This is a genomic window from Aliihoeflea aestuarii (assembly GCF_024105665.1).
In the GTDB taxonomy this organism is placed as follows: Bacteria; Pseudomonadota; Alphaproteobacteria; order Rhizobiales; family Rhizobiaceae; genus Aliihoeflea; species Aliihoeflea aestuarii.
The window spans coordinates 21,250-46,262 of record NZ_JAAAMK010000007.1 but is presented as its reverse complement, the minus strand read 5'-3'; the positions used below and the strand labels follow the sequence as shown (position 1 = coordinate 46,262).

Below are 25,013 nucleotides of genomic sequence, written 5' to 3'. Positions count from 1 at the left end.
TCTTCAAGCGATTCGGATTATTCGACAATCTCCGCCGTCTCGACGACCGCATGGAACAGCACGTCGGCACCCGCGCCGGCCCACTCTTTCGAGATGTCCTCGGCCTCGTTGTGCGACAACCCGTCGACGCAAGGGCAGAAGATCATCGCCGTCGGTGCGAGCGTGTTGATCCAGCAGGCATCGTGCCCCGCACCAGAAACGATGTCCCGGTGCGAATAACCGAGACGATCCGCAGCATCGCGGACCGCCTTCACGCAATTCTCGTCGAAGGTCACCGGCTCGAAATGGCCGACATTTTCGATGTCAAAGCCAATGTCGAGCGCTTCACAGATCGTTTCGATACCGGCCTCGATGCGAGTTCGCATCTCATCGAGCACTCGCGCGTCGGGCGAACGAATGTCGATTGTGAACACCACTTCGCCTGCGATCACGTTGCGCGAATTGGGATAGACTTCGATGTGCCCGATCGCACCGACCGCGTCCGGCTGGTAGTCCATCGCGACTTCATGAACGAGTTCGGTCACCCGGGCGAGACCAAGGCCCGCATTGCGGCGCTTGTGCATCGGGGTCGAGCCGGTATGCGCATCGTTGCCGGTCAGCGTGACCTCCAACCACCACAGTCCCTGCCCGTGCGTGACGACGCCGATATCGATGCCCTCGTCCTCGAGGATCGGCCCCTGCTCGATGTGAAGCTCGAAAAACGCCTTCATCGGGCGATTGCCGACTTCTTCCTCGCCCTTCCAGCCAATGCGCTCCAGTTCCTCGCCGAAGCTCTTGCCCTTGGCGTCGGTGCGCTCATAGGCCCATTCGAGATCGTGCTTGCCGGCGAACACGCCCGAGGCGAGCATGGCGGGCGCAAAGCGCGTGCCTTCCTCATTGGTCCAATTGGTCACGACGATCGGATGCTTCGTCCTGATGCCGAGATCGTTGAGCGAACGGATGACTTCCAGCCCGCCGAGAACGCCCAGCACGCCATCGAACTTGCCGCCGGTCGGCTGCGTGTCGAGATGCGAGCCGACATAGACCGGCAATGCGTCGGGGTCGGTGCCCTCGCGACGGGCGAACATGGTGCCCATCTTGTCGACGCCTAGCGCCAGCCCGGCATCCTCGCACCAGCGTTTGAAGAGATTGCGGCCCTCGCCGTCCTCGTCGGTCAGCGTCTGCCGGTTGTTGCCGCCGGCGACCCCCGGTCCGATCTTCGCCATCTCCATCAACGAATCCCACAAACGGTCTGGATTGATTCGCAGATTTTCGCCGGGTGCGGCCATTTCTCTTCCTTTATGCTTTCAGTTCGACTTCCACGAACGACATCGGAGCGGCACCTGCATTGACGACATTGTGCTCCACGCCCTCGTCGCGGCGATAGGCAAGTCCGGCGGCGAATCCAACCGTGCGGCTCGTCCCGCCCGGTTCCTCCAGAAGCATGGAGCACGGCGTCACCGTGGTGATGACATAGTCCATGCCGTGCCTGTGCCAGCCCGTTTCAGCTCCCGGCGCGAAGTCCCAGCGCGTGACGCGAACCTTTGCGTCGTCCACCAGCACCTCGTGCGTCGCCTGCGGCCGTGCCATGTCAGGCCACCTCGTTCAGGACGGTGCGGATGCAATCGACGATCTCGTCGATATGATGCTTTTCCACGATCAGCGGCGGCGACAGCGCGATGATGTCGCCGGTGGTGCGGATCAGGACGCCCTTCTCGAACGCTTTCACGAAGGCCGAAAAAGCGCGCTTGGTCGGCTCGCCGTCGATCGGTTTCAGTTCGATCGCACCGACGAGACCGATGTTACGGATGTCGATGACGTTCGGCGCATCCTTCAGCGAATGAAGCGCATCCTCCCAATAGGGCGCGAGTTCCGCGCCGCGCGTCAAAAGCCCCTCTTCCTTGTAGGTGTCGAGCGTGGCGAGTGCGGCTGCGCACGCGATCGGATTGCCCGAATAGGTATAGCCGTGGAAGAACTCGATCATGTGTTCCGGGCCGGTCATGAAGGCGTCGTGGATTTCTTTCGTCACGAACACGCCGCCCATCGGGATGACGCCGTTGGTGATGCCCTTGGCAGTCGTGATGATGTCGGGCGTGACGCCGAAATAATCGGCACCGAAGGGCGTTCCCAAACGTCCGAACCCGGTGATGACCTCGTCGAAAATCAACAGGATGCCATGCTTGGTGCAGATTTCGCGCAGGCGTTTCAGATAGCCCTGCGGCGGGATGAGGACGCCGGTCGAGCCTGCGACCGGCTCCACGATGACCGCCGCAATGGTCGAGGCGTCGTGCAGCGTGACGATCCGCTCCAGTTCGTCGGCAAGGTCGCCGCCATGCTCGGGCACACCGCGCGTAAACGCGTTCTTCGCCGGCAGATGCGTGTGCGGCATATGATCGACGCCCGTCAAAAGCGTGCCGAACATCTTGCGGTTGGTGACGATGCCGCCCACCGAGATGCCGCCGAAATTGACCCCGTGATAGCCGCGCTCGCGGCCGATGAGACGCGTGCGAGAGCCCTGCCCCTTCACGCGCTGATAGGCGAGCGCGATCTTCAGGGCCGTCTCGACCGATTCCGAGCCTGAATTGGTGAAGAACACATGGTCCATGCCTTCGGGCGCCACATCGACCAGCCGGTTGGCGAGTTCGAAGGCGATCGGATGGCCCATCTGGAAGGCAGGCGCGTAATCGAGTTCGGCCGCTTGCTTCTGGATCGCCTCGGTAATCTTCGGACGGCAATGACCGGCATTGACGCACCACAGGCCCGCGGTGCCGTCGAGCACCTTGCGCCCGTCGGTCGTGGTGTAGTGCATGTCCTTCGCACCCGCCAGCATACGCGGCGTCTGCTTGAACTGACGGTTCGCCGTGAACGGCATCCAGAATGCGGAAAGATCGTTCGGCGCGACGTTGAGCCGGTTCGACATGACCAAGCTTCCCCTTGTTATCGTGTTCCCGTTTCGGCCAACGCTTGGTTTGTCGGGCGCAGTCATGCTACGCATTTTTTGACCGATTGGACAAACGTTAGCACCGCCACCATGGCGGTCAAGAACAGAATAGGGGAAAGTGCCTTGCAGTCTCGCGCGCCACACGACGGCAGCGACTGGTCCAGTCGATTGGTCCAAAGCAAGGCGTGCCATGGACGCTGACGCCCCGCCCCGCCGTCCGCGCACGCGCATCCAGACCGAGAAGCGCCAGCGCATCCTTGACGCTGCGCTCGATGTCTTTTCGCAGCACGGCTTTCGCGGTGCAACGATCGACCAGATTGCGGATGCCGCCGGCATGTCGAAGCCGAACCTTCTCTACTACTTCCGTTCCAAGGAGGAGATGTTCACGACGCTGATCGAGAGGCTGCTGGAGACGTGGCTGGCACCCTTGCGCGAACTCGACGACATTGGCGACCCGATCACGGAGTTGCGTTCCTATATCCGCCGCAAGCTCGAAATGGCGCGCGACTATCCACGCGAAAGCCGCCTCTTCGCCAATGAGATATTACAGGGCGCGCCACGCATCGCCGACTTGCTCGAAGCCGAACTGAAGCCGCTGGTCGACGAAAAGGCGGCGCTCATACGCGGCTGGATGAAAGCCGGCAAGATCGCCCGGACCGATCCCTGGCACCTGATCTTCTCGATCTGGGCGACGACGCAACACTATGCCGATTTCGACGTGCAGGTCCGCACGGTGCTCGGCCCGGATCGCGGCGGCGACGGCCGCTTCGAAGACGCCGCGCGGTATCTGGAACAGCTTTTCCTCGACGGGCTGCGGCCAAACCCGCCGAAATGAGAACGGCCCCACCGAAGCGGGGCCGTTAGACTATGCGGAGCGCTCGTTGCGTTTCCATTCATCCCAGCCGGCATCGCCCTTCATGAAGGCTTCGATCTCCTCCGTGTTGGCTTCGAGCTTCGGATCGTGCTTCAGGTAAAGCCGCGTTTCGCGAACGATAAGACCGGACAGGATCAAAAGGCCGATCAGGTTCGGGATGGCCATCAGCCCGTTCATCACGTCCGAGAAGTTCCACACGACGCCGAGCTGCACCGTGCAGCCGATGAAGACGATGAGCGAGAACAGGACGCGGAACGGCATCACGCCGCCACGCCCGACCAGACGCTCCACGTTACGCTCGCCATAATAGGCCCAGCCAAGGATCGTCGAATAGGCGAAGAGCGCGAGCCCGATCGTCACGACCCAATGGCCCCATTCGCCGGGCAGGCCGTGGCTGAACGCTTCGCCCGTCATGATCGCGGCGGAAATCTGCTCGCCCGTCGCCGGATCCGTCGCCGTCCACACGCCCGTCGTGATAATGACGAGCCCGGTGCAGGTCACGACGATGATCGTGTCGATGAAAGTCTGCGTCATCGACACCAGCCCCTGCCTCACGGGATGCGCGGTTTGCGCCGACGCAGCCGCAATCGCCGCCGAACCCATGCCGGATTCGTTGGAGAAAATGCCGCGCGCAACGCCATATTGCACCGCGATCATGATCGTGGAGCCGATGAAGCCGCCGGCCGCCGAAGATCCGGTGAAAGCGGACGAGAACACCAGCCCGATCGCGCCCGGCACGTCGCCGATATTGGCGAGCAGGATGTAGAGCGCGCCGAGCACATAGAAGATGATCATGCCCGGCACGAGCCTGGCCGTGACGCTGCCGATCGACCTGATGCCGCCGATGAGGACGAGCATCGTCATACCGGCCAGAACGATGCCCGTCGCCCAGGTCGGGATCAGGAAGCTGCGCTCGAGGTTGGAAGCGATCGAATTGCCCTGCGTCATGTTGCCGATGCCGAAGCACGCACACACGGCGAAGATCGCAAATGAAAGAGCGAGAAACTTGCCGAAGCCGCCCGGGATGCCGCGTTCGAGATAATATTGCGGCCCACCCGATTTTTCGCCCGCCGCGTCGGTGACGCGGAACCGAACGCCCAGAAAAGCTTCGGAATATTTCGACGCCATGCCGACGAGCGCCGTGATCCACATCCAGAAAAGCGCGCCCGGCCCGCCGATGGCGATTGCGGTCGCGACGCCGACGATATTGCCAGTGCCGACCGTCGCGGCCATCGCTGTGGTCAGCGCCTGAAACTGCGTGATGTCGCCATCGGTCGTATCGTCGCTGCGTTTCAGGAGACCGAGCCGCAAGGCCGCGCCGAGCCGGATGAACTGGATGCCGCCGAGCCGCACGGTCAGATAAAGACCAGTGCCGAGCAGCAACGGGATCAGGAGATACGGTCCCCATACGATGCCGCCAATGTCTCCGAGAAAACTTTCCAGACCGTCGAGATTCATCGCCCTTCTCCGTGTGGCCGGACCTTTACGGCATCCCCCGACCTTGAACAGGTAAACTAATACTCATCCGGCCTTGCGTATCGTGCCTTGCGCGGTTGCACACATCTTTTCCGTGCCGTCGCCGGACACGAAAACGTCGCAGTGGCAGACGGCCTGTGTCTTGCCGCTTCCGGTAACGCGCGCGCGGGCGACGAGGCGCTGACCGATGGCCGGGCGCAGATAGTTGATCTTGTATTCGAGCGTGACGGAATCGCCGAGCACCGAGCCGCCTGCGAATGTCAGCGCATTGTCGGCAAGGTAGCTGACGACGCCGCCATGGGCGAAGCCGTGCTGCTGGAGATGTTCCGGTTGCAGAGCAAGCGCAAGTTCTGCCCGGCCTTGTTCGAATACAACGAGTTCCGTGCCGAGCAGCCGGCTGAACGGCTGCGCCTCTAGGACCGATCGGCCGAATTCGAGCATGTCCGTCAAAACTTTCTCCTTACCCATCCGGTGCCATGGCCAGTACAAACAGCGCCGCCATCGTAACCAGCGCGCCGACCGCGACCGCGCCGCTCGCCCATCCATGGCCAAGCAATCCTTCATAGAGAATGATGAAGGACGGCGTCAGATAGGTGTAGGCCATCACCTTCGCCGCCGGCAGGCGCATGGCGCCGAACTGGACGAGAAAGGTCGTGCCGGCCGTTGTAAACACAGCGAGATAGGCGACCGCGATCCACACGATCGGCGGCAATGCGGTCCAGTCCGTTTCGAAGATTTCCGGCAGCGCGTAAAGCGCGATCCAGGTGCCGGTCCCAAACAGCGTCCATAGCGTGAAGACCGGCAGCGCCTCGCCGCGATTGAGCCGGCGCACCAGCGGCGCATAGGCCGAATGGCAGGCGACGCCGACGAGGAAGATGAGTTCGCCCGCGCCCAGATCGAACGCCATCAGCGCGTTCAGGTCACCGCGGAAGATAACCCAGACGGCACCGCTTGCAGCGACGACAAGGCTGACGATCACCAGCGCGCGCGGCAGCTCGCCGAGAAAGAGAAAACCGAAACCGGCCGCCATCAGCGGCATCAGCGTGAAGACCGCGCCGGTCGAGACCGGCGTCGTCAGGCGCAGCGCGATGAACATGGTGATGAAGAACACGGCCATCAGAAAGCCGAGCACGCCGTATCGCCATGCCGCCTGCGGAGCGGGGATGCGTCCTCTGTTGAGCAGTGCCACCGCGCTCGCCATCACGCAGATACCGAAGACGAAGCGCACCGCATTGATCGCGCCCGGCCCGATATGGGGCGCGGCCATAGCGCCGATCGAATAGGAGCCGGAGACGAAGGCGGCAAAGCACAGCATCGCCAGATGGCCGATCAGCTTGTCGCGGCCCTTGGCGTGGGCGTGCTTTATCGTGATGTCCGCCAATTTGGCTCCTCCCGACGGCGACGGGCGCGGTTGCCCGCGCCCGTCTCAGTTCACTCCGGAATGAAAGCTGCCGCAACACTATTCGGCCGCCACCTTTGCGGCAGGGTTGTTGGGATGAGTGGTCCAGTTCGCATAGTCCGGCGAGACCGTCCGGTCGGTGCGCCTGTCCATCGCGCCTGCCGCCAGCGGCACCATGTCGATGCAGCCTTCGACGGGACACACATTGACGCACAGATTGCAGCCGACGCATTCCGCGTCGATCACCTCGAAATGCCGTTTGCCGTCCACCATCGAGGTGATCGCCTGATGCGAGGTATCCTCGCAGGCAATGTGGCAGCGCCCGCATTTGATGCACAGATCCTGGTCGATCCTTGCCTTGGTGACGTAGTTCAGATTGAGATACTGCCAGTCCGTCACGTTCGGCACGGCGCGCCCGATGATGGCGTCGAGGTCGCGGTGACCCTTTTCGTCCATCCAGTTCTTCAGCCCGTCGATCATCTCCTCGACGATCTTGAAGCCGTAGGTCATCACCGCGGTGCAAACCTGCGCGTTGCCGGCGCCGAGCGCCATGAATTCGGCCGCGTCGCGCCACGTCGTGATGCCGCCGATGGCCGAGATCGGCAGTCCATGGGTTTCGGGATCGCGCGCGATCTCGGCCACCATATTCAGGGCGATCGGCTTGACCGCCGGGCCGCAATAGCCGCCATGTGTGCCCTTGCCGTCGATGGTCGGCTGCGGGGCGAAATCGTCCAGATCGACCGATGTGATGGAGTTGATCGTGTTGATCAGCGAGACCGCATCGGTGCCGCCGGCATGCGCCGCGCGCGCGGGCTTGCGCACATCGGTGATGTTCGGGGTCAGCTTGGTGATCACCGGCATGCGCGTATATTGCTTGCACCAGCGCACGACCATTTCGATATATTCGGGCACTTGCCCGACGGCCGCGCCCATGCCGCGCTCGCTCATGCCGTGCGGACAGCCGAAATTGAGCTCGATGCCGTCCGCGCCGGTTTCTTCCACACGCAGGAGGATCGCCTTCCAGGCATCTTCCGTGCACGGCACCATGATCGAGACGACCATCGCCCGGTCGGGCCAGTCGCGCTTGACCTGCTTGATCTCGCGCAGGTTCGTTTCAAGGTCGCGGTCGGTAATGAGTTCGATATTGTTCAGGCCGAGCAACCGCCGGTCCGCGCCCCAGATCGCGCCGTAGCGCGGCCCGTTGACGTTGACGACGGGCGGACCTTCCTCGCCGAGCGTCTTCCACACGACCCCGCCCCACCCCGCCTTGAAGGCGCGCACGACGTTGTAGGCCTTGTCGGTCGGCGGCGCGGATGCCAGCCAGAACGGGTTCGGCGATTTGATGCCGACGAAATTGCTGCGAATGTCTGCCATGGCTTTCTTCCTCTGGCTTCGGCAGGTGCCAGCGGCACCGCCCAAAAATCGTCACCGTCCGGCCGGCTTCAGCGCAGGCTTACCCGTCGCATCGGGCAAAGCGCACCGGCTGGCCGTCCTCTACCGTCACCGTGATCTCATCGGGACCGTCCCGGTCGGCCTGAAGACGGACCGCTCTTTCGTCCATGCGGACCCATCCGCCCTGCCCGTCGGCATGGATATTCGCGCACGACACCATCACATCGAAGGCGCCGCCTTCCGGCCGGTTCTCGCTCCATTCGCACACCGTGTGCTCGTTGAAGCCAACGACATCCCCGTCGATGACAAGCCGTTCGCCATCCGCCTCGCACCATTCTCCCACCACCCGGTCGGCCGAGGCGGGTGCTGCTGCGGCCATCAGCACAGCCAATCCCGCAGCCATTCTCATGCCAGCGCCCGATGAATGCTCTCTGCCGCGTCGCGGCCCTGCGCGACCGCCGAGACAGTCAGATCGTCGCCGCCGAAGATGCAGTCTCCGCCGGCCCAGACGTTGGCCAGTGACGTGCGGCCATCCGCATCGACCTTGATACGCCCACCTTCCATGACGACCGCCGCGCCCGAGCCGTTGAGCGGAATCGGATCGAATGTCTGGCCGATCGCCTTGAATATCTGGTCGGCATCAATGCGCACAGTCTCGCCTGTCCCGGCGAGCCTCCCGTCGCGCATGGTGGTGTATTCCATCTCGATGCCGCTGACCTTGCCGTTACCGGACAATATACGCGCGGGCTTCAGCCAGTGCCGAATGGTAACGCCCTTGGAAGCAGCAAGGTCCTGCTCGAACTCGGATGCGTTCATCGCATCCTTGCCGCGCCGGTAGCAGATCGTAACCTGTTCGGCACCGAGCAACTTGGATTGTACGGCGGCGTCCACCGCCGTCATGCCTCCTCCGATGACGACGACGCGCCGGCCGACGCTCAGCTTCGACATGTCGGACGCCTGCCGGATCATCGCGATGAAATCCACGGCGTTCTGGACGCCTTCGATGTCCTCGCCCTCGGCCTGAAGCGCGTTGACGCCTGAAAGCCCAGCGCCGAGGAACACGGCATCATGCCGGTCCGCAAGGTCCGAAAGCGAAAAGTCGCGGCCCAAGATCTGGTCGTTCTGCACCTCGATATTGCCGATCGACAGCACGTAGTCGACCTCGTCCTGCGCAAAGCCTTCCGGTGCTTTGTAGGCCGCGATGCCGTATTCATTAAGGCCACCCGCCTTCGGTCGCGCCTCGTAGATCGTCACCTTGTGCCCGTGCATGGCCAACCGGTGTGCACAGGCGAGACCAGCGGGTCCCGCGCCGACCACCGCGACATGCCTGCCGGTATCCGGCGCGCGCTCGTAAAATTGCGCGCCGCGTTCCATCGCCGTGTCGGTCGCATAGCGCTGGAGCCTGCCGATCTGCACCGGCTTTCCTTCGGCGACCTCGCGCACGCACACTTCCTCACACAGCGTCTCGGTCGGACAGACGCGCGCGCACATGCCGCCGAGAATGTTCTGGTCGAAAATGGTCTTGGCCGAGCCGAGCGGATTGCCGGTCGAAATCTGCCGGATGAACATAGGAATGTCGATCGATGTCGGGCATGCCTGCATGCAGGGCGCGTCGTAGCAGAAATAACAGCGATCCGATTCCACCAGCGCCTCGTGCCGGTCGAGCGGCGGGTGCAGATCGGAAAAATTCGCCGAATATTGTTCGGGCGCGAGCCGCTCGGCGGCAATGCCCTCCTTATAAAGGCCGTCAGCCATCTGGTTCCCCATTCTTATGACTTAGGGGAAGGCTAGCACGGATTCTTTTTTTATCAATCGGTCAAAATTTGACACGATGCGCACAAGCGACTGATTAATATGAGTAATATTGTCCACTTATCGCGACTTGGCTTGGCCGACTTCACGGGTTAAGCAGCGGAATGACCGATTTCGCATTTTCCCCACCGCCGCAGGCCTCGCTTGCCATCGCCGACAGCGCCCAGCGCTTCCCCATCCGCCGCGTTTTTTGCGTCGGGCGCAACTACGCCGCCCACGCCCGCGAGATGGGCAATGACGAGCGCGATCCGCCCTTCTTCTTCATGAAGCCGGCCGACGCCGTGGTCGATGCGGCGGGCGAAATTCCCTACCCGCCCCTGACCCAGGATCTGCACCACGAGGTCGAACTTGTCATCGCCATCGACAAAGCGGGCCGTGACGTTGCGCCGGAAAATGCGCTCGATCTCATGTTCGGCTGTGCCGTCGGCATCGACCTGACGCGGCGGGATTTGCAGGACGTGGCCAAGAAGGCCGCGCGTCCGTGGGAGTGGGCCAAGGCGTTCGACGCGTCCGCGCCGATCGGCGCAATCGTCCCCACATCGCATGACAGAACCGGAAACGGCCTCATTTGGCTCTCGGTCAACGGCAAGATGCGCCAGGAAGGCAACCTTGGCGATATGATCTGGAACGTCGCGGAAATCATCGCGGCTGCCAGTCGCTCGGTCGCGCTGGCACCCGGCGACCTGATCATGACGGGAACGCCCGCCGGCGTCGGCGCGCTCCAGCCGGGCGACCGCGTGGAAGCGGGAATCGACGGCATCGGCACGATCGCATTTTCGATCGCGCCGCGAGATTAGGAGACCGGCTCGCCTGCCGAAATCAGTTCGGCAGGCCCTTTGACCCCACAGGCTTCGCCCCGATCGCGCGGCGGGCTTCCTCCGGCGAGTTTGCGTAATCGACGGGGCGCGAAGGCGTCGCCGCGCGGCCTTTTCCCGCCGCTTCTTCTTCCGGCGTCGCCGCCAGTCCAGGCTTCACCTCGGCGCTTGCGGCCTCGCGTCCCTCGCCAACTTCCGTCAGCGTTCGTTCGGGCGCGGATTCGCCTGGCAGGGCGGACATCTCTTTCGATGCCACGACCCGAGGCTCGCCGCCCGGCGCACCATCCTCGATCGCATGCTCGGTCGGGTCCAGAACCTGCCCGCGCGCGGCACCGTCGTCCGGCCCGCTTGTCGCGGAATCCGCCGGCTTGTCGCCGTCGAAACTGATCACCGGCTCCATCGTGCGCAGTTCCTCGTCGGGAAGCCAGCACAGGCTCATATGCCCGCCGCCGAGATCGCGCAGCGGCGGCAGTTCCGTCTCGCATTTGTTGCCCGGAACGCGCTCCTTCCAGCGGCAGCGCGTCTGGAACGGACAGCCCGGCGGCGGGTTCATGGCCGAGGGAATGTCGCCTTCCAGAACGATATGCTTCTTGACGACGGACGTGTCCGCAATCGGGATCGCCGAAAGAAGCGCCTCCGTATAGGGATGATAGGGCGGCGCGAATATCTGGTCCGTCGTGCCCTGCTCCACGATATGGCCCAGATACATGACGACGACGCGGTCGGCGAGATAGCGCACGACCGACAGATCGTGGCTGATGAACAGCATCGTCGTCTTGTTCTTGCGCTGGATATCCATCAAAAGTTCGGTGACGGCCGCCTGCACCGACACGTCGAGCGCCGAAACCGGCTCGTCGGCCACCACCACCTTGGCGTTGCCGGCAAACGCGCGCGCAACGCCGATGCGCTGCTTCTGTCCGCCCGAGAGCTGGCGCGGCATGCGCGTCGCGAACGCGCGTGGAAGCTTCACCAGATCGAGCAGTTCGAACATGCGCTGACGCCGTTCGGCCGTCGAATTGCCGATCTTGAATTTTTCCAGCGTGCGGACGATCTGCGAGCCGACCGAATGGCTGGGGTTCAGCGTATCGAACGGGTTCTGGAACACCATCTGGATCGACGAGATCGTGTCGGTGTCTCGCTTTTCGATGCCGATCTCGCCGATCGGCCGGTTGCCGAGCGTCACGGTTCCGTCCGTCGCCGTTTCGAGCCCGAGCAGGACCTTCGCCAGCGTTGATTTCCCGCAGCCCGATTCGCCGACGATCGCCACCGTCTCGCTCTCGCGCGCCTCGAAGCTGATCTGCTCGTTGGCCTTCACGGTGCGCGTATCGCCGCCGCCGAAGATCGCATTGGCGGTGACCTGATAGTATTTCTTCAACCGGTCGATCTTGAGCGCCGTCGCGCCCGGCGTCACCGCTTCCTTCTCGGTCTTGGCGCCCTCGGGCAGCGCCGCCCAGTCGATCTGGTCGAAGCGCACGCAGCGGCTGAAATGGCCTTGGTGCTCGCCAACCTTGACCATCGGTATTTCGGCGGCGTTGCACACGCCTTCCACGAAATGGTGGCAGCGCGGCCCGAAATTGCAGCCCTTCGGACGCTCATGCGGCAGCGGAAGCTGGCCGGGAATGGCGATCAGCGGGCGCGAATTCTTGTCGGCTCCCGGCAGCGGGATCGAGCGGAACAGCCCTTGCGTATAGGGATGGCGCATATGGTCGAAAACGTCGCGGATCGAGCCGGTCTCGACCGCTTCGCCCGAATACATCACCGTGATCTTGTCGCAGGTTTCCAGGATCAGACCCAGATTGTGCGACACGAAGATCATCGACGTACCGAAGCGCTTCCCGAGATTCTTCACGAGTTGGACGATGCCCGCCTCGACGGTCACGTCCAAGGCCGTGGTCGGCTCGTCGAGCAGCAGAAGCGCGGGCTTCGACAAGAGTGCCATGGCGATGACGATGCGCTGCTGCTGGCCGCCCGAAAGCTGATGCGGGTAGGACCCCATCATGCGCGCCGGATCCGGCAGGCGCACGGCCTCAAGCATCTCCAGCGCGCGGTCGTAAGCTTCCTTTTTGCCGACCTTGTCGTGGATGATCGGCACTTCCATCAACTGTCGGCCGACCTTCATCGCCGGATTGAGGCTGGCCATCGGCTCCTGATAGATCATCGCGATCTTGTTGCCGCGAATGGCCCGCAGTTCGGCCTCCGACATGTCGCCCATGTCGCGGCCCTGGAACTTGATGCGGCCGCCGACGATCTTCCCGACATTGGAAAGGTCGCGCATGATGCCGAGCGAAACAGTCGATTTCCCGCACCCGCTCTCGCCCACGATGCCCATCGCCTCACCCGGCATGACCGTGCAGGAAAAGTCCATCACGGCGGGAATTTCCCCGCGCTTGGTGAAGAACGAGATGGAGAGGTTCTCGATCTCGAGGATCGGCTCGGCATTCTCGATGCTTTGCGGGGCGACGGTCTCGTTCATGGCCTCAATCCTTCAGCGATTGTTCGCGCAGGGCGTCGGCGAGCAGGTTGAGCCCGAGCACGAAGCTCATCAGCGCGATGACGGGCGGCAGGGCAGGATGTACGAAGGCGCGCAGGAGCCGGCTCGCATCCTTGATCGCCGTGCCCCAGTCGGGGCTTTCCGGCGACAGGCCGAGGCCGAAATAGCCGAGCGTCCCGAGCAGGATCGTCGTGTAGCCGATGCGCAGGCACGCATCGACGATCAGCGGTCCGCGCGCATTAGGCAGCACCTCCCAAAGCATGATGTACCAAGGCGTCTCGCCGCGCGTCTGCGCGGCGGCCACATAGTCCCGCGTCTTGATGTCCATGACGAGGCCACGCACGATGCGGAAGACGCCCGGCGATGAAGCGAACACCACCGCGACGAAGATGTTCAGCTCGTTCGGGCGGATGGCGATGATGCCGAACGGATCGGCATTGAAGACGAGACCCGCATAGATCCAGCCGCCGATCAGCACCGTCAGGCCGAGTTGGATCGCCAAAAGACCCGGCCGATGCTTGTTGCGCGTATAGAAAAGCGTGGCGAAGAAGATGATCGGGAACAGGAAGAAAACGCCTGCCATCGCATAGGGGATCGGCGTTTCCATGATACCCGGCGTGACCAGCAGATAGAAGAGCAGGATCACCGGGAAGGCCAGAACGAGATTGGCCAGGAACGACAGGATCGAGTCGATCCGCCCGCCATAGTAACCGGCCGGCAGCCCGAGCGTGGTGCCGACCATCAGCGCGAAGCCGGTTGCCGCCGGCGCGATCAGGAGCACGATCTGACTGCCATAGACGGTGCGCGAGAAGATGTCGCGCGCCAGCCGGTCGCCGCCGAGCAGGAAGGCGCGGCCGGATTCGGGATCGATCGCGCCCGGCAGCGAGTCCTTCATGATCAGCACCTGCGCCAGCGGGTTGAACGGCGCGATGAGGGAGGCGAAGAGCGCGGTAAACAGCCAGAAATAGCATAGCGTCACGCCGGCGATACCGACGCCCGACCCGAACAGTTCGCCGTAGAGCCCAAGGCTCCTGCGAAAGAAGAAGGATAGCGACAGCACCACCGCCAGCGCGATCCAGACGGGCAGAAGCTGCCACAATATGCCGGTGATGATCTGCGGAACGGTCAGGAACTCATACATGGCCGCCCCCTACTGAACACGGATGCGCGGATTGAGATAGGCATAGCCCACATCCGAGATGAGCTGCGTCGACAGGACGACGAACACGGACACCAGCGAGGCCGCCAGAAGCATGTCGATGTCATTGTTGCCAGCCGCTTCCACCAGCATGAAACCGAAGCCCTGATAGCGGAACATGACCTCGACAATGACAACACCGGTCAAAAGCCACGGGAACTGAAGCATGATGACCGTGAACGGCGCGATCAGCGCGTTGCGCAGCGCATGCTTGACCACCACCGTGCTGAAGCTGAGGCCCTTCAGACGCGCCGTACGGATATATTGCTGCGTCATCACCTCGACCATCGAGGCGCGCGTCATGCGCGCGATGTAGCCGATGCCGTAGATCGCCATCGTCATCACCGGCAGCGTGAAGTTCGAAAAGGTGATGCCTTGCGCGGTGGCGCTCGCCGCCGAGCCGTTCAGCCAGCCGAGCCATGAGGCGAAGATGACGGTGAAGATGACGCCCGAGACGTATTCGGGCGTCGCCGTCGTCGTGATCGCCGCGACCGACAATGTCCGGTCCGTTCGCGTGCCCTCGCGCATGCCGGCGAATATGCCCATGATGAGCGCCACGGGCACCATCGTCACCATGACCCAGAACATCAGCTTGCCGGTTGCGGCAAGGCCGGGGAAAAGCCGGTTCTCGACATTCGTTCGGAATGTGGTGGAGCAGCCCCACTGGCCTTGCAGGATACCCGAATAGGAAGGCTCCGTCGGCTCCGAACAGAAGGCGAAGCGGCTGACCGCCTGCCCGTCCTCGTTGACCGCGGGCTGCTTCTGGACCACGCCGAGCCATTGACCGTAGCGGATCAGGAACGGCTCGCGATAGCCGTTGCGCTCCAGCCAGCTTTCGATCTGCGCGTCGGGCGTGCGCATGTCGAGCTGGCTGATCGCGAGCCGGCGCAGATTCGGGTCGAGATTGACGAGAAAGAAGACGACCAGCGTCAGGCAGACCATGGTCAGCGCCATGACGCCCAGCCGCTTAACGATAAAACCCAGCATGTGCCCCCTGCCGTTCTGGTTGGGGTTTTATATTTATGTTCCCCGATGCGGTTGGCGAGGGCCGCTTACGCCCCTCGCCTCATTATCGCGATATCTCGCTGTTTCCGGATCGCTCAGGCGCTTTCGTCGAGCCAGACCTTGCCGAGATCGATCTCGAAGGTCGGGTGCATGCCGTGGTTCTTCACCGCGGCCACCGAGTGGTTGTAGAGCGTGCGCCAGTAAGGCTGGATGATGATGCCCGAATCCTGGATGATCGTCTCGATGCGCTCCATGACCGACTGGCGCTGCTCCGAATCGGCGATCGACAAGGCTTCGGCGATCAGGCCGTCGAGTTCCTCGTTCGAAAACGCCGTCTCGTTCCAGCTTCCGCCGGTGCGATAGCCGAGCGCGATGACCTGGATGCCGAGCGGGCGCATGTTCCAGTTAGTCGCCGAGAACGGATACTTCGTCCAGTCGTTCCAGAAGGTCGAGCCCGGCAGAACCGTACGCTTGACGCGGAAGCCAGCCTCGCGAAGCTGCGCGGCGACGGCGTCGCACGAATTGCGGTGCCAGGTTTCGTCGACCGAGATGATCTCGTGCTCGAAATCCATCTGGCCGGCTTCTTCCATCAACTGCTTGGCGCGCTCGACGTCGCGCTCATGCGTGGCGATGGCAACGTAGTCGGGCTGGATCGGCGCGACGTGGTAATTGTCGGCCTTCTCGCCCGCGCCATCGATGCCGAGCGCGAGGATGGCGTTGTTGTCGACGCCGAGTTGCACGGCCTTGCGCACGTTCTGGTCGTCATAGGGCGCGTTGTCGACATTCATGCGGATGGTCAGCGTGGTGGAGGTCAGAACCTCCGAGCGCACCAGGCCAAGGCTGTCCATGATGTCGAGATAATCGGCCGTCGTCTCGTAGTTGGTATGAATTTCAAGCGCTTCGAAAGCGTTGACCATGGCCGACGGATCGGTGCCGTAGTCGATGAACTCAATGCCGTCGAGATAGGCTTCGCCGTCCCACCATGCACCGTTCTCGCGGCGCTTGAACTCGATCCGGTCGCCGACCGAATAGGAGACGAGTTCGAACGGGCCGGTTCCGATTGGATTGGCGACCCAGTCCGCGCCCGTCTCGTCGAAGGTCGGATGCACGATGAGGGCCGGATAATCCGAGAACCCCGGAATGATCGAAACGTCCGGCTCGGAAAGGATGAGCTTGACCGTGTAATCGTCCACGCGCTCGATCGCGCCTTCGCGAAGCTGGTTTGTATCAGGATCGATCATGGAGGCGACGCGCGTCGCCATGGAATTGCCTTCGGCCGTTCCGTCCGCCCAGCGCGTCAGATTGTAGATGACGTCGTCGGCGTTGAATTCATCGCCATTCGTCCATGTCACGCCCTGGCGCACGTTGAGGACGTATTCGGTGGCGTCGTCGTTGGCTTCCCAGCTTTCGAGAAGCATGCCCTCGAAGGTGAATTCGCGTGTGTACTTGACCAGCGGCTCGAGCGACTGGCGCATGCCGTTGGAGATTTCCGACCAGTCGGCGGTGCGCGGGTCCTTGTTGGCCTTGACGAACATGGCCACGCGCAGGACGCCGCCGATCACAGGTTCGCCGAGCGCCTCGTCCTGCGCGAGCGCCTTCGACGGCACGGCAAGGCCGATCATCGAATAGGCCAGCGCCGTCGAGGCGCCGAAGGCCGAAGCGATCGCGAGGAACTCGCGGCGGTCGACCCGTCCCGCCTTCACGTCCTCGGCCATCTTCTCGACGTGCCGGGGAACGCGATTCCCGTTACTTTTGAAGAATTTCATGCCACCGACTCCCACTTGTTCCTGATGTTCCCTACCATCCCGTATCAGCCCGCTCTTGTCAAAAAGCCCTATAGATCAGGATGTTCGGCTTCAATTTGGTACCACTTCGACCGTTCCACTGGCGCAAAAACGACATCTAGCACCTCGTTTTTGCAACTTTACGACTGAATCTGACGCAAGGGAATGGATTGCGTCAGTTGCGGCGAAGCAACAACGCGTGACGACCAGTCATGAACGGCTCGCAACGGCGATTGACCGCGCTTCCCCGTGCCTGCTACGCACGCATCAGCTTGAGGTGCCTGCGTCGCTGACGCCGGCTAAGAGGGAATGCGGAAGGACATTTTGTCTGAGCCGCGGCTGCCCCCGCAACTGTAAGCGCCGAGGACATTCGAAAACCACTGGGCGACCGGGAAGGTGAGTGATCCGCTGAAGCGCGAGCCAGGAAACCTGCCTTGAGCGTCACCTTTGCCGGATGCGGGGAGCGTCCGGGGCTGTGGTTTCGCAGTGGTGACATATGTCATCGCTGGCGAAGCCGGATCGGGCGATCCGAAGGTTTCTCCAGCATCTTTGAGAAGATGGGTTCCGGCCAAGGCCGGATATCGGGGGACCGAATGCACAATTTGAAACTTGGAGCGGCCTGCGCCGCATCCGCCATCGCCATCTTAGGCAGCCAGCCGGCACACGCGCAGTTCACCGAACTGCCGCAGATCGTCATCACGCCGAACCGCGCGCCGACGGAAGCCGAACGCTCCGGCTCGCGCGTCGAAACGGTCACGCGCATGGAGATGGAAGAGCAGAATCTGCCGCTCGCCGTGGACTATCTGGAACGCCTGCCGGGCATTTCGATTTCTTCGCCCGGCGGTGTCGGGCAGGAAGGATCGCTGTCCGTGCGCGGCGCGCCGCGCCGCTACGTGAAGACGCTTTATAACGGCATCGACATTGGCGATCCGACGAGCCCTCAGGTTCAGACATCCTATCAATATCTCCTCTCCGGCGGCCTCGATTCGATCGAGGTGCTGAAAGGCTCGCAATCGACACTGTACGGTTCGGACGCGATCGCGGGCGTGATCTCGTTCTCGACACTCGGCGACATCGAGCCCGGTGTCTCGCACATCCTTCATGGTGAAGCCGGTTCGCGAGGCACCGTACGCGGTGGATATGGCCTGCGCGCGGCAACCGACGCCGGCCGCGCGGCTGTCAACATCACCGGCTTCCGCACCGACGGCATTTCTGCCGCCGCTGGCGGCAGCGAGCGTGATGGCTATGAGAACGTCACCTTCGATGCCGCAGCCGACTATCGTTTCAACGAAGTCGTCTCCGTTTTCGGCTCTCTCCTGTTCATCGACGCCGAAGCGGAATTCGACAATGACGGCTTTTTGTCGGGAGGCATCTTCTTTCCTCCTAGCGACAACCTGACGGCGAAGAATCTCAGTCGCCAACTGGGGGGCCGCGCGGGGGTCAACGTGGATGTTCTGGACGGTCGTTTCCGGAACCAGTTTTCGATACAGGCCTTCGACATCGACCGCACGATAGAAGGAACGACCTTCGACGGCGTATATGAAGGCGAACGACGCAAGATCGAATATCAAGGTGCTTTCGATGTAACCGAACGCGTTACGCTACAGGGCGGCGCGGATTACGAATGGCAGGATGCCCGTTTTCCGGCCGGCAGCTTTAATCCACAGGTCGATGCCGACTTCACTATCGGGGGTGTATGGCTCGACGCTATGGTGGAACCTGTCGATAATCTCGACCTGACGGTCGGCGTGCGCCAGACCGAACATTCCGACTTCGGCGGCGACACGGCGTATCGGGCGAGTGCATCCTATCTTATTCCCGGCACGTCGACGCGCTTTCTCGGCTCGATCGGAACCGGATTTCGCGCACCCTCGTTGTCGGAACTTTTCGGGCCGTTCGGCCCGAACCCCGATCTACAGCCCGAAACGAGCTTCGGGTTCGATCTGGGCATAGAACAACGTTTTCTCGAGGATCGTCTGACGGCAAGGCTTACCTATTTCGATCTCGATATCGATGATCTCATCGTTAGCAACGCCTCGACGGGTTTCGTGTACGAGAATACGCCAGGCACCTCAACGCATCGCGGTATCGAAGCCTCCTTTACCTATGATGTGAACAACGCTCTCGCACTCGGCGGTGCCTACACCTACACGGATACAAAGGGTGCTTCCGGTGCGCGCCTGATCCGCGTTCCCCGCCACGAGGTCGCCCTCACCGCAGCTTATAAGCCGGCAGAAAAGTGGACGATCACCAGTTCGGCTAAATTCGTCGCCGACACGGTTGACAGCGGCGATTTCGAACTCGACGACTACGTCCTCGTGAACGCCAAGGTCTCCTATCAGGCGACCGAATCCACGGAGCTTTACGTGCGCGGTGAAAACCTGCTCGATCAGGACTACCAGACGGTCCGTGGCTACAACACGCCGGGCATCGGCGTCTTCGCCGGCTTCCGGTCCACCTTCTGATGAAACGGGCGGCGCGCGGACGATCCGTTCTGCGCGTCGCCACCCTTACGCTTGCTCTGACTGCGCCAGCCATCGCGTCCGATGCGCCGCGCGTTATGTCGATGAATGTGTGCACGGACCAACTCGTGCTGCTTCTGGCCGATCCCGGTCAGATCGTCTCGCTCTCGGATCTCTCCACCGACCCGACGCTGTCCTTCCTCCACGAGGAAGCCGCGCCCTACGCCAAGAATGGCGGACGGGCCGAAGAGGTTTTCCTGTCGAGGCCCGATGTGGTCGTGACCGGCACGTTCAGCCTGCACAACACGACAAGCCTGCTTCAGCGTCTCGATTTTACGGTCGAGGAATTCGCTTACGACAATACGGTCGACACAGTGCCGGCCGAGCTTCGGCGCATGGGCGCGATAGTCGACCAGCACGAACGCGCCGAAGAGCTTGCCGGCGCCTATGAGCGCGACTTGGACGACTTGCGCGCGCGCCAGTGCCCGACGCACCCGACCGCCATCGCCTATGAGCAGAACGGCGTCGTACTCGGTGCGGGCACGCTCGCCGACAGTGCGATGGAGGCCGCCGGCCTCACGAACCTCGCCGCCGAGCTTGGCTATTCGGCGATGACGCCGCTGCCACTGGAGCAGCTCGTTTCGCACCGGCCCGACATCATCATCCTTTCTGAGCCAATCGACGGCGCGCCTGCACTGGCCGACCAATTCGTCAGCCACCCGGCCCTGAAGGCTTTGGAAGGCGCAAAAGTCGGTGCATTCGTGCCGCGCGGCGCATGGGCCTGCGGTGCGCCCTTCGTCATCGAAGCCGTCCGCGCGCTGACCGAACTGCGCGAAGAGATCGCGCCGTGCGGCGAAACGCGATAGGAAGCGCGATGCTGAACGCGGTCCTCGCCCTCGCCTGTCTCGTGCTCACCGTGGCATCGCTGCTCATCGGCCCGGCCGATCTCGACCTGACCGCCAGCGTCACCGGCCTGTTCGCCGGCGGCGACGAGGCGGCGATGATCATCATGCAGGAAATCCGCCTGCCCCGCGCGCTTCTGGCGCTGACGGTCGGCATCGGGCTCGGGCTTTCAGGTGCTGTCCTGCAAGGATTGCTGCGCAACCCGCTCGCGGAACCCGGCATCATCGGCATCACGGCCTCGGCGTCCTTCGGCGCGGTCGCAATTTTCTATACCGGCCTTGCGGGCGCATCGCTCTACGCGCTTCCAGCCGGGGCGCTTGCCGGCGCGGCGCTCTCCGTCGTGCTTCTCCTCGGTATCGCCGCACGCGCGGGCGCGACGCTGACGCTGATCCTCGCCGGCGTCGCGCTGACCAGCCTTGCCGGCGCGCTGACCTCGCTGATCCTCAATCTGTCGCCCAATCCGTTCGCCAGCTATGAGATCATCTTCTGGCTGCTCGGCTCCCTGCGCGACCGCTCCATGAGCCATGTCTGGCTCGCCTTGCCGCTCATGGTCGCCGGCTGGCTCATGCTTGCCATGACGGCCCGCGCGCTCGACGCCCTGTCGCTCGGCGAGGAAGCAGCGGCGAGCCTCGGCGTCAAACTGCCCCTCGTGCGGCTGCTGATTGTCGCCGGCACGGCGCTGTGCGTCGGCGCGGGTACGGCCGTGGCAGGCGCGATCGGCTTCGTCGGCCTCGTCGTGCCGCATCTCGTGCGTCCCTTCACCGACCGCCTGCCGTCGAGCCTGCTTCTACCCAGTGCCTTGGGCGGCGGTGCGCTGCTGCTGGCAGCCGACATCGCGGCGCGGCTCGTCGTGCCGACGCGTGAACTGAACGTCGGCGTTCTGACGGCACTGATCGGCGCGCCCTTCTTCCTGTGGCTGGTCGTGCGCAGTCGGCGGGAGCTGTTCTGATGCTCGCCGCGCGCAATCTCTCCGTCAGCCTGTCGGGTCGGCCGATTCTCAACAGCGTCGATCTCGATCTTGGGCGCGGCGAGGTCGTCGGCCTTCTCGGACCGAACGGCGTGGGCAAATCGACGCTGATGCGCGCGCTTTGCGGCCTCTTGCCTTTCAAAGGTTCGATCCGGATAGACGGACGCGCGCTCGGCAGCATCACCGAGCGTGAACGCGCCCGGCTCGTCGCCTTTCTGCCGCAGGCGCGCGCGATCGCCTGGCCCCTGTCTGTCGAGAATGTCGTTCGGCTGGCGCGCACGCCCTGGCGCGGCATGGGCGGATTTTCCGAACGCGATACGAACGCCGTCGTCTCGGCCATGGAAGCCATGGACGTCGCGGACCTCGCAGACCGCACCGTGACCGAATTATCGGGCGGCGAACAGGCGCGTGTTCTGGCCGCCCGCGCGCTGGCGCAGGAAACGCCGCTTCTCATCGCCGACGAACCCGTCGCCGGCCTCGACCCCGCTCACCAGATGACGATGATGGCGGCCCTTCGCGCCCACGCAGCGGCGGGCAAGGCGATTTTCGTGTCGCTTCATGACTTGACCTTGGCCGCTCGCTGGTGTGATAGGATAATCCTGACTAAATCAGGAAGGATTTACACCGCAGGCCGACCAACCGAAACCTTGACTGCGACGGCATTGGCGGACGTGTTCGGGATCGAAGCCATGATCGCGTCCGACAGTTGCGGCATGGTTCTGGCGCCCACGGGTCTTTCCACGCATGAACCGACGGAAACGGACTGACATGATTGTGAGATTTGCAACTTCGCGCGTCGGCTTCGCCGCTCTGATGCTGCTTGCCGGCGCGCCGCTGGCGTACGCGCAGGAACCGGGCCTCGAAGGCACACTCGCCCCGATTCCCCACGATCTGTCGGCCGTGGGCATGTTCATGGCCGCCGACTGGGTGGTCAAGGCGGTCATGATCGGCCTTGCCCTCGCCTCGGTCGTGACCTGGGCGGTCTGGGTGATGAAGGTGATGGAAATCGGCCGCGCCAAACGACAGGTCGCAAACACACTTGCCGTGGTGACGAAGGTTCCGACGCTCGGTGAGGCCGAAAAGGCGCTCGCAAACCGGCCCGGCCCGGCAACCGCGATGGTCAAGGCGGCAGCCGACGAAGCGCGCCAGTCGGCCGCCGCGCTCGGCAGCGCCGGCGGCGACGGCCTCAAGGAACGCGTCTCGTCGCGGCTCGGGCGCATCGAGGCGCGCGCGGGGCGCAATCTTTCGAAGGGAACCGGTATTTTGGCGACGGTCGGCTCCGTCGCGCCCTTCGTCGGCCTGTTCGGCACGGTCTGGGGCATCATGAACTCCTTCATCGGCATCGCCGAAGCGCAAACCTCCAATCTTGCCATCGTCGCGCCGGGCATCGCCGAGGCGCTGCTCGCGACAGCGCTCGGCCTCGTCGCGGCCATTCCGGCGGTCGTCTTCTACAACGGCTTCGCCCGCTCGATCGTCGGCTACCGCGCCTCGCTCGCCGACGCTGCTGCCGGCATCGAGCGCCTCGTCAGCCGCGATCTCGACTATCGCCGGTTCACCAACGCACGCGAAGCGGCGGAGTAGACCCATGGCCGGTGGCATCAAACGCGGCGTCGAAAGCGGCGATATGGAGGAAAACCACGAGATCAACGTGGTGCCCTTCATCGACATCATGCTCGTGCTGCTCATCATCTTCATGGTGGCGGCGCCGCTGGCGACCGTCGACGTCAATGTCGACCTGCCCTCTTCCAACGCCGCGCCGGGGCAGCGCGTGGACGACCCGGTCTATCTGACGGTCCGCAACGATCTGACGCTCGCGCTCGGCGACGACGACATCGAGGACGGCACTTTGCGCACGGCGCTCGACGAGCGCACGGGCGGCGACCGCGAGGCCCGCATCTATCTGCGCGCCGACCGCGCCGTCGCCTATGGCGACTTGATGGAGGTGATGAACGACATGCGCGCTGCGGGCTATCTCAGCATCGCGCTGGTCGGCCTCGAAGCACCCGCGCGAAGCGAATGATCATGAACTAAGCGTGCGCCGGACGGCGTCGCGCCAGCCGTCGAGCTTGCTTTCGCGAAGCTCGTCGTCCATGCGCGGCTCGAACCGGCGTTCGAGCTTCCATGCTTTGGAAAAATCCTCGATGCCTGGCCATACGCCTGCGCGTGAGCCGGCGAGCCAGGCTGCGCCCAGCGCGGTGGTCTCGAGGATCGTCGGCCGGTCGACCGGCGCGTCGAGAAGATCGGCGAGGCGTTGCATCGTCCAGTCGGAAGCGACCATTCCGCCATCGACGCGCAGCACCGTCTCGCGAGCCTCCGGCCAATCCTTCTTCATGGCGTCGAGCAGGTCGCGGGTCTGGAAAGCGACGGATTCGAGCGCTGCCCGTGCGAATTCCGCAGGCCCAGTCGAACGCGTCAGGCCGAAGATCGCACCCCGCGCCTCCGCATCCCAATGCGGCGCGCCGAGGCCGACGAAAGCCGGCACCAGATAGACTTCCTGAGCCTCGTCGGCCTTTGCCGCCAGAACGCCGCTTTCCTCCGCCTTGCCGATGACGCCGATCCCGTCGCGCAGCCACTGCACCGCCGCACCCGCGACGAAGATCGAGCCTTCGAGCGCATAAATCGTCTTGCCGTCGAGGCGATAGGCAATGGTGGTCAGGAGCCGGTTCTTCGAGCGCACCAGCGTTTCGCCCGTGTTCAGAACCGCGAAGCAACCGGTGCCATAGGTGGATTTCATCATGCCCGGCGAAAAGCACGCCTGCCCGATAGTCGCCGCCTGCTGATCGCCGGCCACACCGAGAATCGGGATCGCCGCGCCGAACAGCCCTTCTTCCGTCACGCCGAAATCGTCGGCGCTGTCGAGCACCTTCGGCAACATGCCGAGCGGCACGCCGAGAAGGTCGGCAAGCTCACCGTCCCATTCGTTCGTCCTGATGTTGAAGAGCAGTGTGCGCGAGGCGTTGGTCGCATCCGTCACATGCGCCTTGCCGCCAGTCAGCTTCCAGATCAAGAAGGAATCGATCGTTCCGGCGAGAAGCTCGCCCGCCTCGGCGCGGCCACGCGCGCCGTCGACATCGTCGAGCAGCCAGGCGAGTTTGGTGCCGGAAAAATACGGATCGAGCAGAAGCCCGGTCTTTTTGGAGAATGTCTCCTCAAGCCCCTGCTCCTTCATGTCGTGACAAATCTGCGCCGTGCGCCGGTCCTGCCACACGATCGCGTTGTGGATCGGCGCGCCGGTCGCCTTGTCCCAGACGACGATCGTTTCGCGCTGGTTGGTGATACCGATGGCGGCTACGTCGCCGGCCGTTATCCCGGCCCTGTCGAGCGCCGATTTCACGACGGCGACGACGCTGTCCCAGATCTCGTCCGCATCGTGCTCGACCCAGCCCGATTTCGGGAAATGCTGGGTGAATTCCTGCTGTCCGACGCCGACGATCTCCATCCGCTCGTCGAAGACGATCGCCCGGCTCGATGTCGTGCCCTGATCGATCGCGAGAACGAACCCACCCATGAAACCT

General features: G+C 63.3%; 22 protein-coding genes and 1 riboswitch. Of the genes, 8 read left to right on the top strand and 14 right to left on the bottom strand.

The genetic code is table 11. The features are described 5' to 3' along the window. Positions 1 to 17: 17 nt before the first annotated feature. Genes GTW25_RS14285 through aptA form a run of 3 tightly spaced genes read right to left on the bottom strand, consistent with a single transcriptional unit; the run spans position 18 to position 2,899 of the window. Positions 18 to 1,268 (bottom strand): Zn-dependent hydrolase, encoded by a 1,251-nt coding sequence (locus GTW25_RS14285; RefSeq protein WP_252912842.1) that lies wholly within the window; start codon positions 1,266 to 1,268, stop codon positions 18 to 20. 10 nt (positions 1,269 to 1,278) lie between these two features. Next, the gene (locus tag GTW25_RS14280; RefSeq protein WP_252912840.1) at positions 1,279 to 1,569 is read right to left on the bottom strand and encodes a cupin domain-containing protein; all 291 of its coding nucleotides are present in this window, start codon (positions 1,567 to 1,569) and stop codon (positions 1,279 to 1,281) included. Between the two features lies 1 nt (position 1,570). Beyond that, positions 1,571 to 2,899, bottom strand: a complete 1,329-nt coding sequence (gene aptA, locus GTW25_RS14275) for an omega-aminotransferase AptA (RefSeq protein WP_252912838.1) — start codon at positions 2,897 to 2,899, stop codon at positions 1,571 to 1,573. A 211-nt stretch (positions 2,900 to 3,110) separates the two neighbouring features. Here aptA and GTW25_RS14270 point away from each other — a divergent pair, with 211 nt between their 5' ends. Further along, on the top strand, positions 3,111 to 3,755 hold the full coding sequence (locus GTW25_RS14270) for a TetR family transcriptional regulator C-terminal domain-containing protein (RefSeq protein WP_252912836.1): 645 nt from the start codon (positions 3,111 to 3,113) through the stop codon (positions 3,753 to 3,755). A gap of 30 nt (positions 3,756 to 3,785) precedes the next feature. Here the strand turns inward: GTW25_RS14270 and GTW25_RS14265 are convergent, their stop codons facing one another. The 6 genes from GTW25_RS14265 to GTW25_RS14240 form a co-directional block, all read right to left on the bottom strand. After that, positions 3,786 to 5,252 carry an alanine/glycine:cation symporter family protein gene (locus tag GTW25_RS14265; protein ID WP_252912834.1) on the bottom strand — a complete coding sequence of 489 codons (1,467 nt, stop codon included), beginning with the start codon at positions 5,250 to 5,252 and terminating at the stop codon, positions 3,786 to 3,788. 63 nt (positions 5,253 to 5,315) lie between these two features. Further along, a complete protein-coding gene (locus GTW25_RS14260) occupies positions 5,316 to 5,711 on the bottom strand; it encodes a PaaI family thioesterase (RefSeq protein WP_252913077.1) in 396 nt (131 codons plus the stop codon). A 19-nt stretch (positions 5,712 to 5,730) separates the two neighbouring features. Beyond that, positions 5,731 to 6,651: a DMT family transporter gene (locus GTW25_RS14255; protein WP_252912832.1), complete on the bottom strand. Its 921-nt coding sequence runs from the start codon at positions 6,649 to 6,651 to the stop codon at positions 5,731 to 5,733. Between the two features lie 78 nt (positions 6,652 to 6,729). After that, entirely contained in the window at positions 6,730 to 8,043 is a 1,314-nt protein-coding gene (gene preA / locus GTW25_RS14250; RefSeq protein ID WP_252912831.1) for an NAD-dependent dihydropyrimidine dehydrogenase subunit PreA, read from the bottom strand. A 79-nt stretch (positions 8,044 to 8,122) separates the two neighbouring features. Then, the gene (locus GTW25_RS14245; protein ID WP_252912830.1) at positions 8,123 to 8,440 is read right to left on the bottom strand and encodes a hypothetical protein; all 318 of its coding nucleotides are present in this window, start codon (positions 8,438 to 8,440) and stop codon (positions 8,123 to 8,125) included. A gap of 26 nt (positions 8,441 to 8,466) precedes the next feature. Next, entirely contained in the window at positions 8,467 to 9,816 is a 1,350-nt protein-coding gene (locus GTW25_RS14240; protein ID WP_252912828.1) for an NAD(P)-dependent oxidoreductase, read from the bottom strand. 161 nt (positions 9,817 to 9,977) lie between these two features. On the opposite strand from GTW25_RS14240, the gene GTW25_RS14235 reads away from it, so the two are divergent. Continuing rightward, positions 9,978 to 10,670 (top strand): fumarylacetoacetate hydrolase family protein, encoded by a 693-nt coding sequence (locus tag GTW25_RS14235; RefSeq protein ID WP_252912827.1) that lies wholly within the window; start codon positions 9,978 to 9,980, stop codon positions 10,668 to 10,670. A 22-nt stretch (positions 10,671 to 10,692) separates the two neighbouring features. Here GTW25_RS14235 and GTW25_RS14230 read toward each other — a convergent pair whose 3' ends face one another. The 4 genes from GTW25_RS14230 to GTW25_RS14215 form a co-directional block, all read right to left on the bottom strand. After that, positions 10,693 to 13,161: a dipeptide ABC transporter ATP-binding protein gene (locus GTW25_RS14230; RefSeq protein WP_252912825.1), complete on the bottom strand. Its 2,469-nt coding sequence runs from the start codon at positions 13,159 to 13,161 to the stop codon at positions 10,693 to 10,695. A 4-nt stretch (positions 13,162 to 13,165) separates the two neighbouring features. Next, a complete protein-coding gene (locus GTW25_RS14225; RefSeq protein ID WP_252912823.1) occupies positions 13,166 to 14,320 on the bottom strand; it encodes an ABC transporter permease in 1,155 nt (384 codons plus the stop codon). Between the two features lie 9 nt (positions 14,321 to 14,329). Beyond that, positions 14,330 to 15,364: an ABC transporter permease gene (locus tag GTW25_RS14220; RefSeq protein ID WP_252912822.1), complete on the bottom strand. Its 1,035-nt coding sequence runs from the start codon at positions 15,362 to 15,364 to the stop codon at positions 14,330 to 14,332. A 113-nt stretch (positions 15,365 to 15,477) separates the two neighbouring features. After that, positions 15,478 to 17,148, bottom strand: a complete 1,671-nt coding sequence (locus GTW25_RS14215; protein ID WP_252912819.1) for an ABC transporter substrate-binding protein — start codon at positions 17,146 to 17,148, stop codon at positions 15,478 to 15,480. 276 nt (positions 17,149 to 17,424) lie between these two features. Beyond that, a riboswitch (cobalamin riboswitch) is annotated at positions 17,425 to 17,617 on the top strand. A 142-nt stretch (positions 17,618 to 17,759) separates the two neighbouring features. Here GTW25_RS14215 and GTW25_RS14210 point away from each other — a divergent pair. Genes GTW25_RS14210 through exbD form a run of 6 tightly spaced genes read left to right on the top strand, consistent with a single transcriptional unit; the run spans position 17,760 to position 23,518 of the window. Beyond that, on the top strand, positions 17,760 to 19,631 hold the full coding sequence (locus GTW25_RS14210) for a TonB-dependent receptor plug domain-containing protein (RefSeq protein WP_252912818.1): 1,872 nt from the start codon (positions 17,760 to 17,762) through the stop codon (positions 19,629 to 19,631). Then, positions 19,631 to 20,494, top strand: a complete 864-nt coding sequence (locus GTW25_RS14205) for an ABC transporter substrate-binding protein (protein WP_252912816.1) — start codon at positions 19,631 to 19,633, stop codon at positions 20,492 to 20,494. Before GTW25_RS14210 ends, GTW25_RS14205 begins: the two co-directional genes overlap by 1 nt. Positions 20,495 to 20,502: 8 nt before the next feature. Further along, the gene (locus GTW25_RS14200; RefSeq protein WP_252912814.1) at positions 20,503 to 21,480 is read left to right on the top strand and encodes a FecCD family ABC transporter permease; all 978 of its coding nucleotides are present in this window, start codon (positions 20,503 to 20,505) and stop codon (positions 21,478 to 21,480) included. Continuing rightward, the gene (locus GTW25_RS14195) at positions 21,480 to 22,265 is read left to right on the top strand and encodes an ABC transporter ATP-binding protein (RefSeq protein ID WP_252912813.1); all 786 of its coding nucleotides are present in this window, start codon (positions 21,480 to 21,482) and stop codon (positions 22,263 to 22,265) included. Before GTW25_RS14200 ends, GTW25_RS14195 begins: the two co-directional genes overlap by 1 nt. Before the next feature lies 1 nt (position 22,266). After that, on the top strand, positions 22,267 to 23,079 hold the full coding sequence (exbB, locus tag GTW25_RS14190; RefSeq protein WP_252912812.1) for a tonB-system energizer ExbB: 813 nt from the start codon (positions 22,267 to 22,269) through the stop codon (positions 23,077 to 23,079). Between the two features lie 4 nt (positions 23,080 to 23,083). Next, complete coding sequence (gene exbD, locus GTW25_RS14185; RefSeq protein ID WP_252912811.1) at positions 23,084 to 23,518, top strand: TonB system transport protein ExbD; 435 nt, start codon at positions 23,084 to 23,086, stop codon at positions 23,516 to 23,518. Here the strand turns inward: exbD and glpK are convergent, their stop codons facing one another. Further along, positions 23,519 to 25,006 (bottom strand): glycerol kinase GlpK, encoded by a 1,488-nt coding sequence (gene glpK, locus GTW25_RS14180; RefSeq protein ID WP_252912809.1) that lies wholly within the window; start codon positions 25,004 to 25,006, stop codon positions 23,519 to 23,521. Between the last annotated feature and the right edge of the window lie 7 nt (positions 25,007 to 25,013).

Coding starts and splice junctions, on each gene's coding strand:
- GTW25_RS14285 (WP_252912842.1), bottom strand. CDS start 1,268: ATGGCCGCACCCGGCGAAAATCTGCGAATCAATCCAGACCGTTTGTGG.
- GTW25_RS14280 (WP_252912840.1), bottom strand. CDS start 1,569: ATGGCACGGCCGCAGGCGACGCACGAGGTGCTGGTGGACGACGCAAAG.
- aptA (WP_252912838.1), bottom strand. CDS start 2,899: ATGTCGAACCGGCTCAACGTCGCGCCGAACGATCTTTCCGCATTCTGG.
- GTW25_RS14270 (WP_252912836.1), top strand. CDS start 3,111: ATGGACGCTGACGCCCCGCCCCGCCGTCCGCGCACGCGCATCCAGACC.
- GTW25_RS14265 (WP_252912834.1), bottom strand. CDS start 5,252: ATGAATCTCGACGGTCTGGAAAGTTTTCTCGGAGACATTGGCGGCATC.
- GTW25_RS14260 (WP_252913077.1), bottom strand. CDS start 5,711: ATGCTCGAATTCGGCCGATCGGTCCTAGAGGCGCAGCCGTTCAGCCGG.
- preA (WP_252912831.1), bottom strand. CDS start 8,043: ATGGCAGACATTCGCAGCAATTTCGTCGGCATCAAATCGCCGAACCCG.
- GTW25_RS14245 (WP_252912830.1), bottom strand. CDS start 8,440: ATGGCCGCAGCAGCACCCGCCTCGGCCGACCGGGTGGTGGGAGAATGG.
- GTW25_RS14240 (WP_252912828.1), bottom strand. CDS start 9,816: ATGGCTGACGGCCTTTATAAGGAGGGCATTGCCGCCGAGCGGCTCGCG.
- GTW25_RS14235 (WP_252912827.1), top strand. CDS start 9,978: ATGACCGATTTCGCATTTTCCCCACCGCCGCAGGCCTCGCTTGCCATC.
- GTW25_RS14230 (WP_252912825.1), bottom strand. CDS start 13,161: ATGAACGAGACCGTCGCCCCGCAAAGCATCGAGAATGCCGAGCCGATC.
- GTW25_RS14225 (WP_252912823.1), bottom strand. CDS start 14,320: ATGTATGAGTTCCTGACCGTTCCGCAGATCATCACCGGCATATTGTGG.
- GTW25_RS14220 (WP_252912822.1), bottom strand. CDS start 15,364: ATGCTGGGTTTTATCGTTAAGCGGCTGGGCGTCATGGCGCTGACCATG.
- GTW25_RS14215 (WP_252912819.1), bottom strand. CDS start 17,148: ATGAAATTCTTCAAAAGTAACGGGAATCGCGTTCCCCGGCACGTCGAG.
- GTW25_RS14210 (WP_252912818.1), top strand. CDS start 17,760: ATGCACAATTTGAAACTTGGAGCGGCCTGCGCCGCATCCGCCATCGCC.
- GTW25_RS14205 (WP_252912816.1), top strand. CDS start 19,631: ATGAAACGGGCGGCGCGCGGACGATCCGTTCTGCGCGTCGCCACCCTT.
- GTW25_RS14200 (WP_252912814.1), top strand. CDS start 20,503: ATGCTGAACGCGGTCCTCGCCCTCGCCTGTCTCGTGCTCACCGTGGCA.
- GTW25_RS14195 (WP_252912813.1), top strand. CDS start 21,480: ATGCTCGCCGCGCGCAATCTCTCCGTCAGCCTGTCGGGTCGGCCGATT.
- exbB (WP_252912812.1), top strand. CDS start 22,267: ATGATTGTGAGATTTGCAACTTCGCGCGTCGGCTTCGCCGCTCTGATG.
- exbD (WP_252912811.1), top strand. CDS start 23,084: ATGGCCGGTGGCATCAAACGCGGCGTCGAAAGCGGCGATATGGAGGAA.
- glpK (WP_252912809.1), bottom strand. CDS start 25,006: ATGGGTGGGTTCGTTCTCGCGATCGATCAGGGCACGACATCGAGCCGG.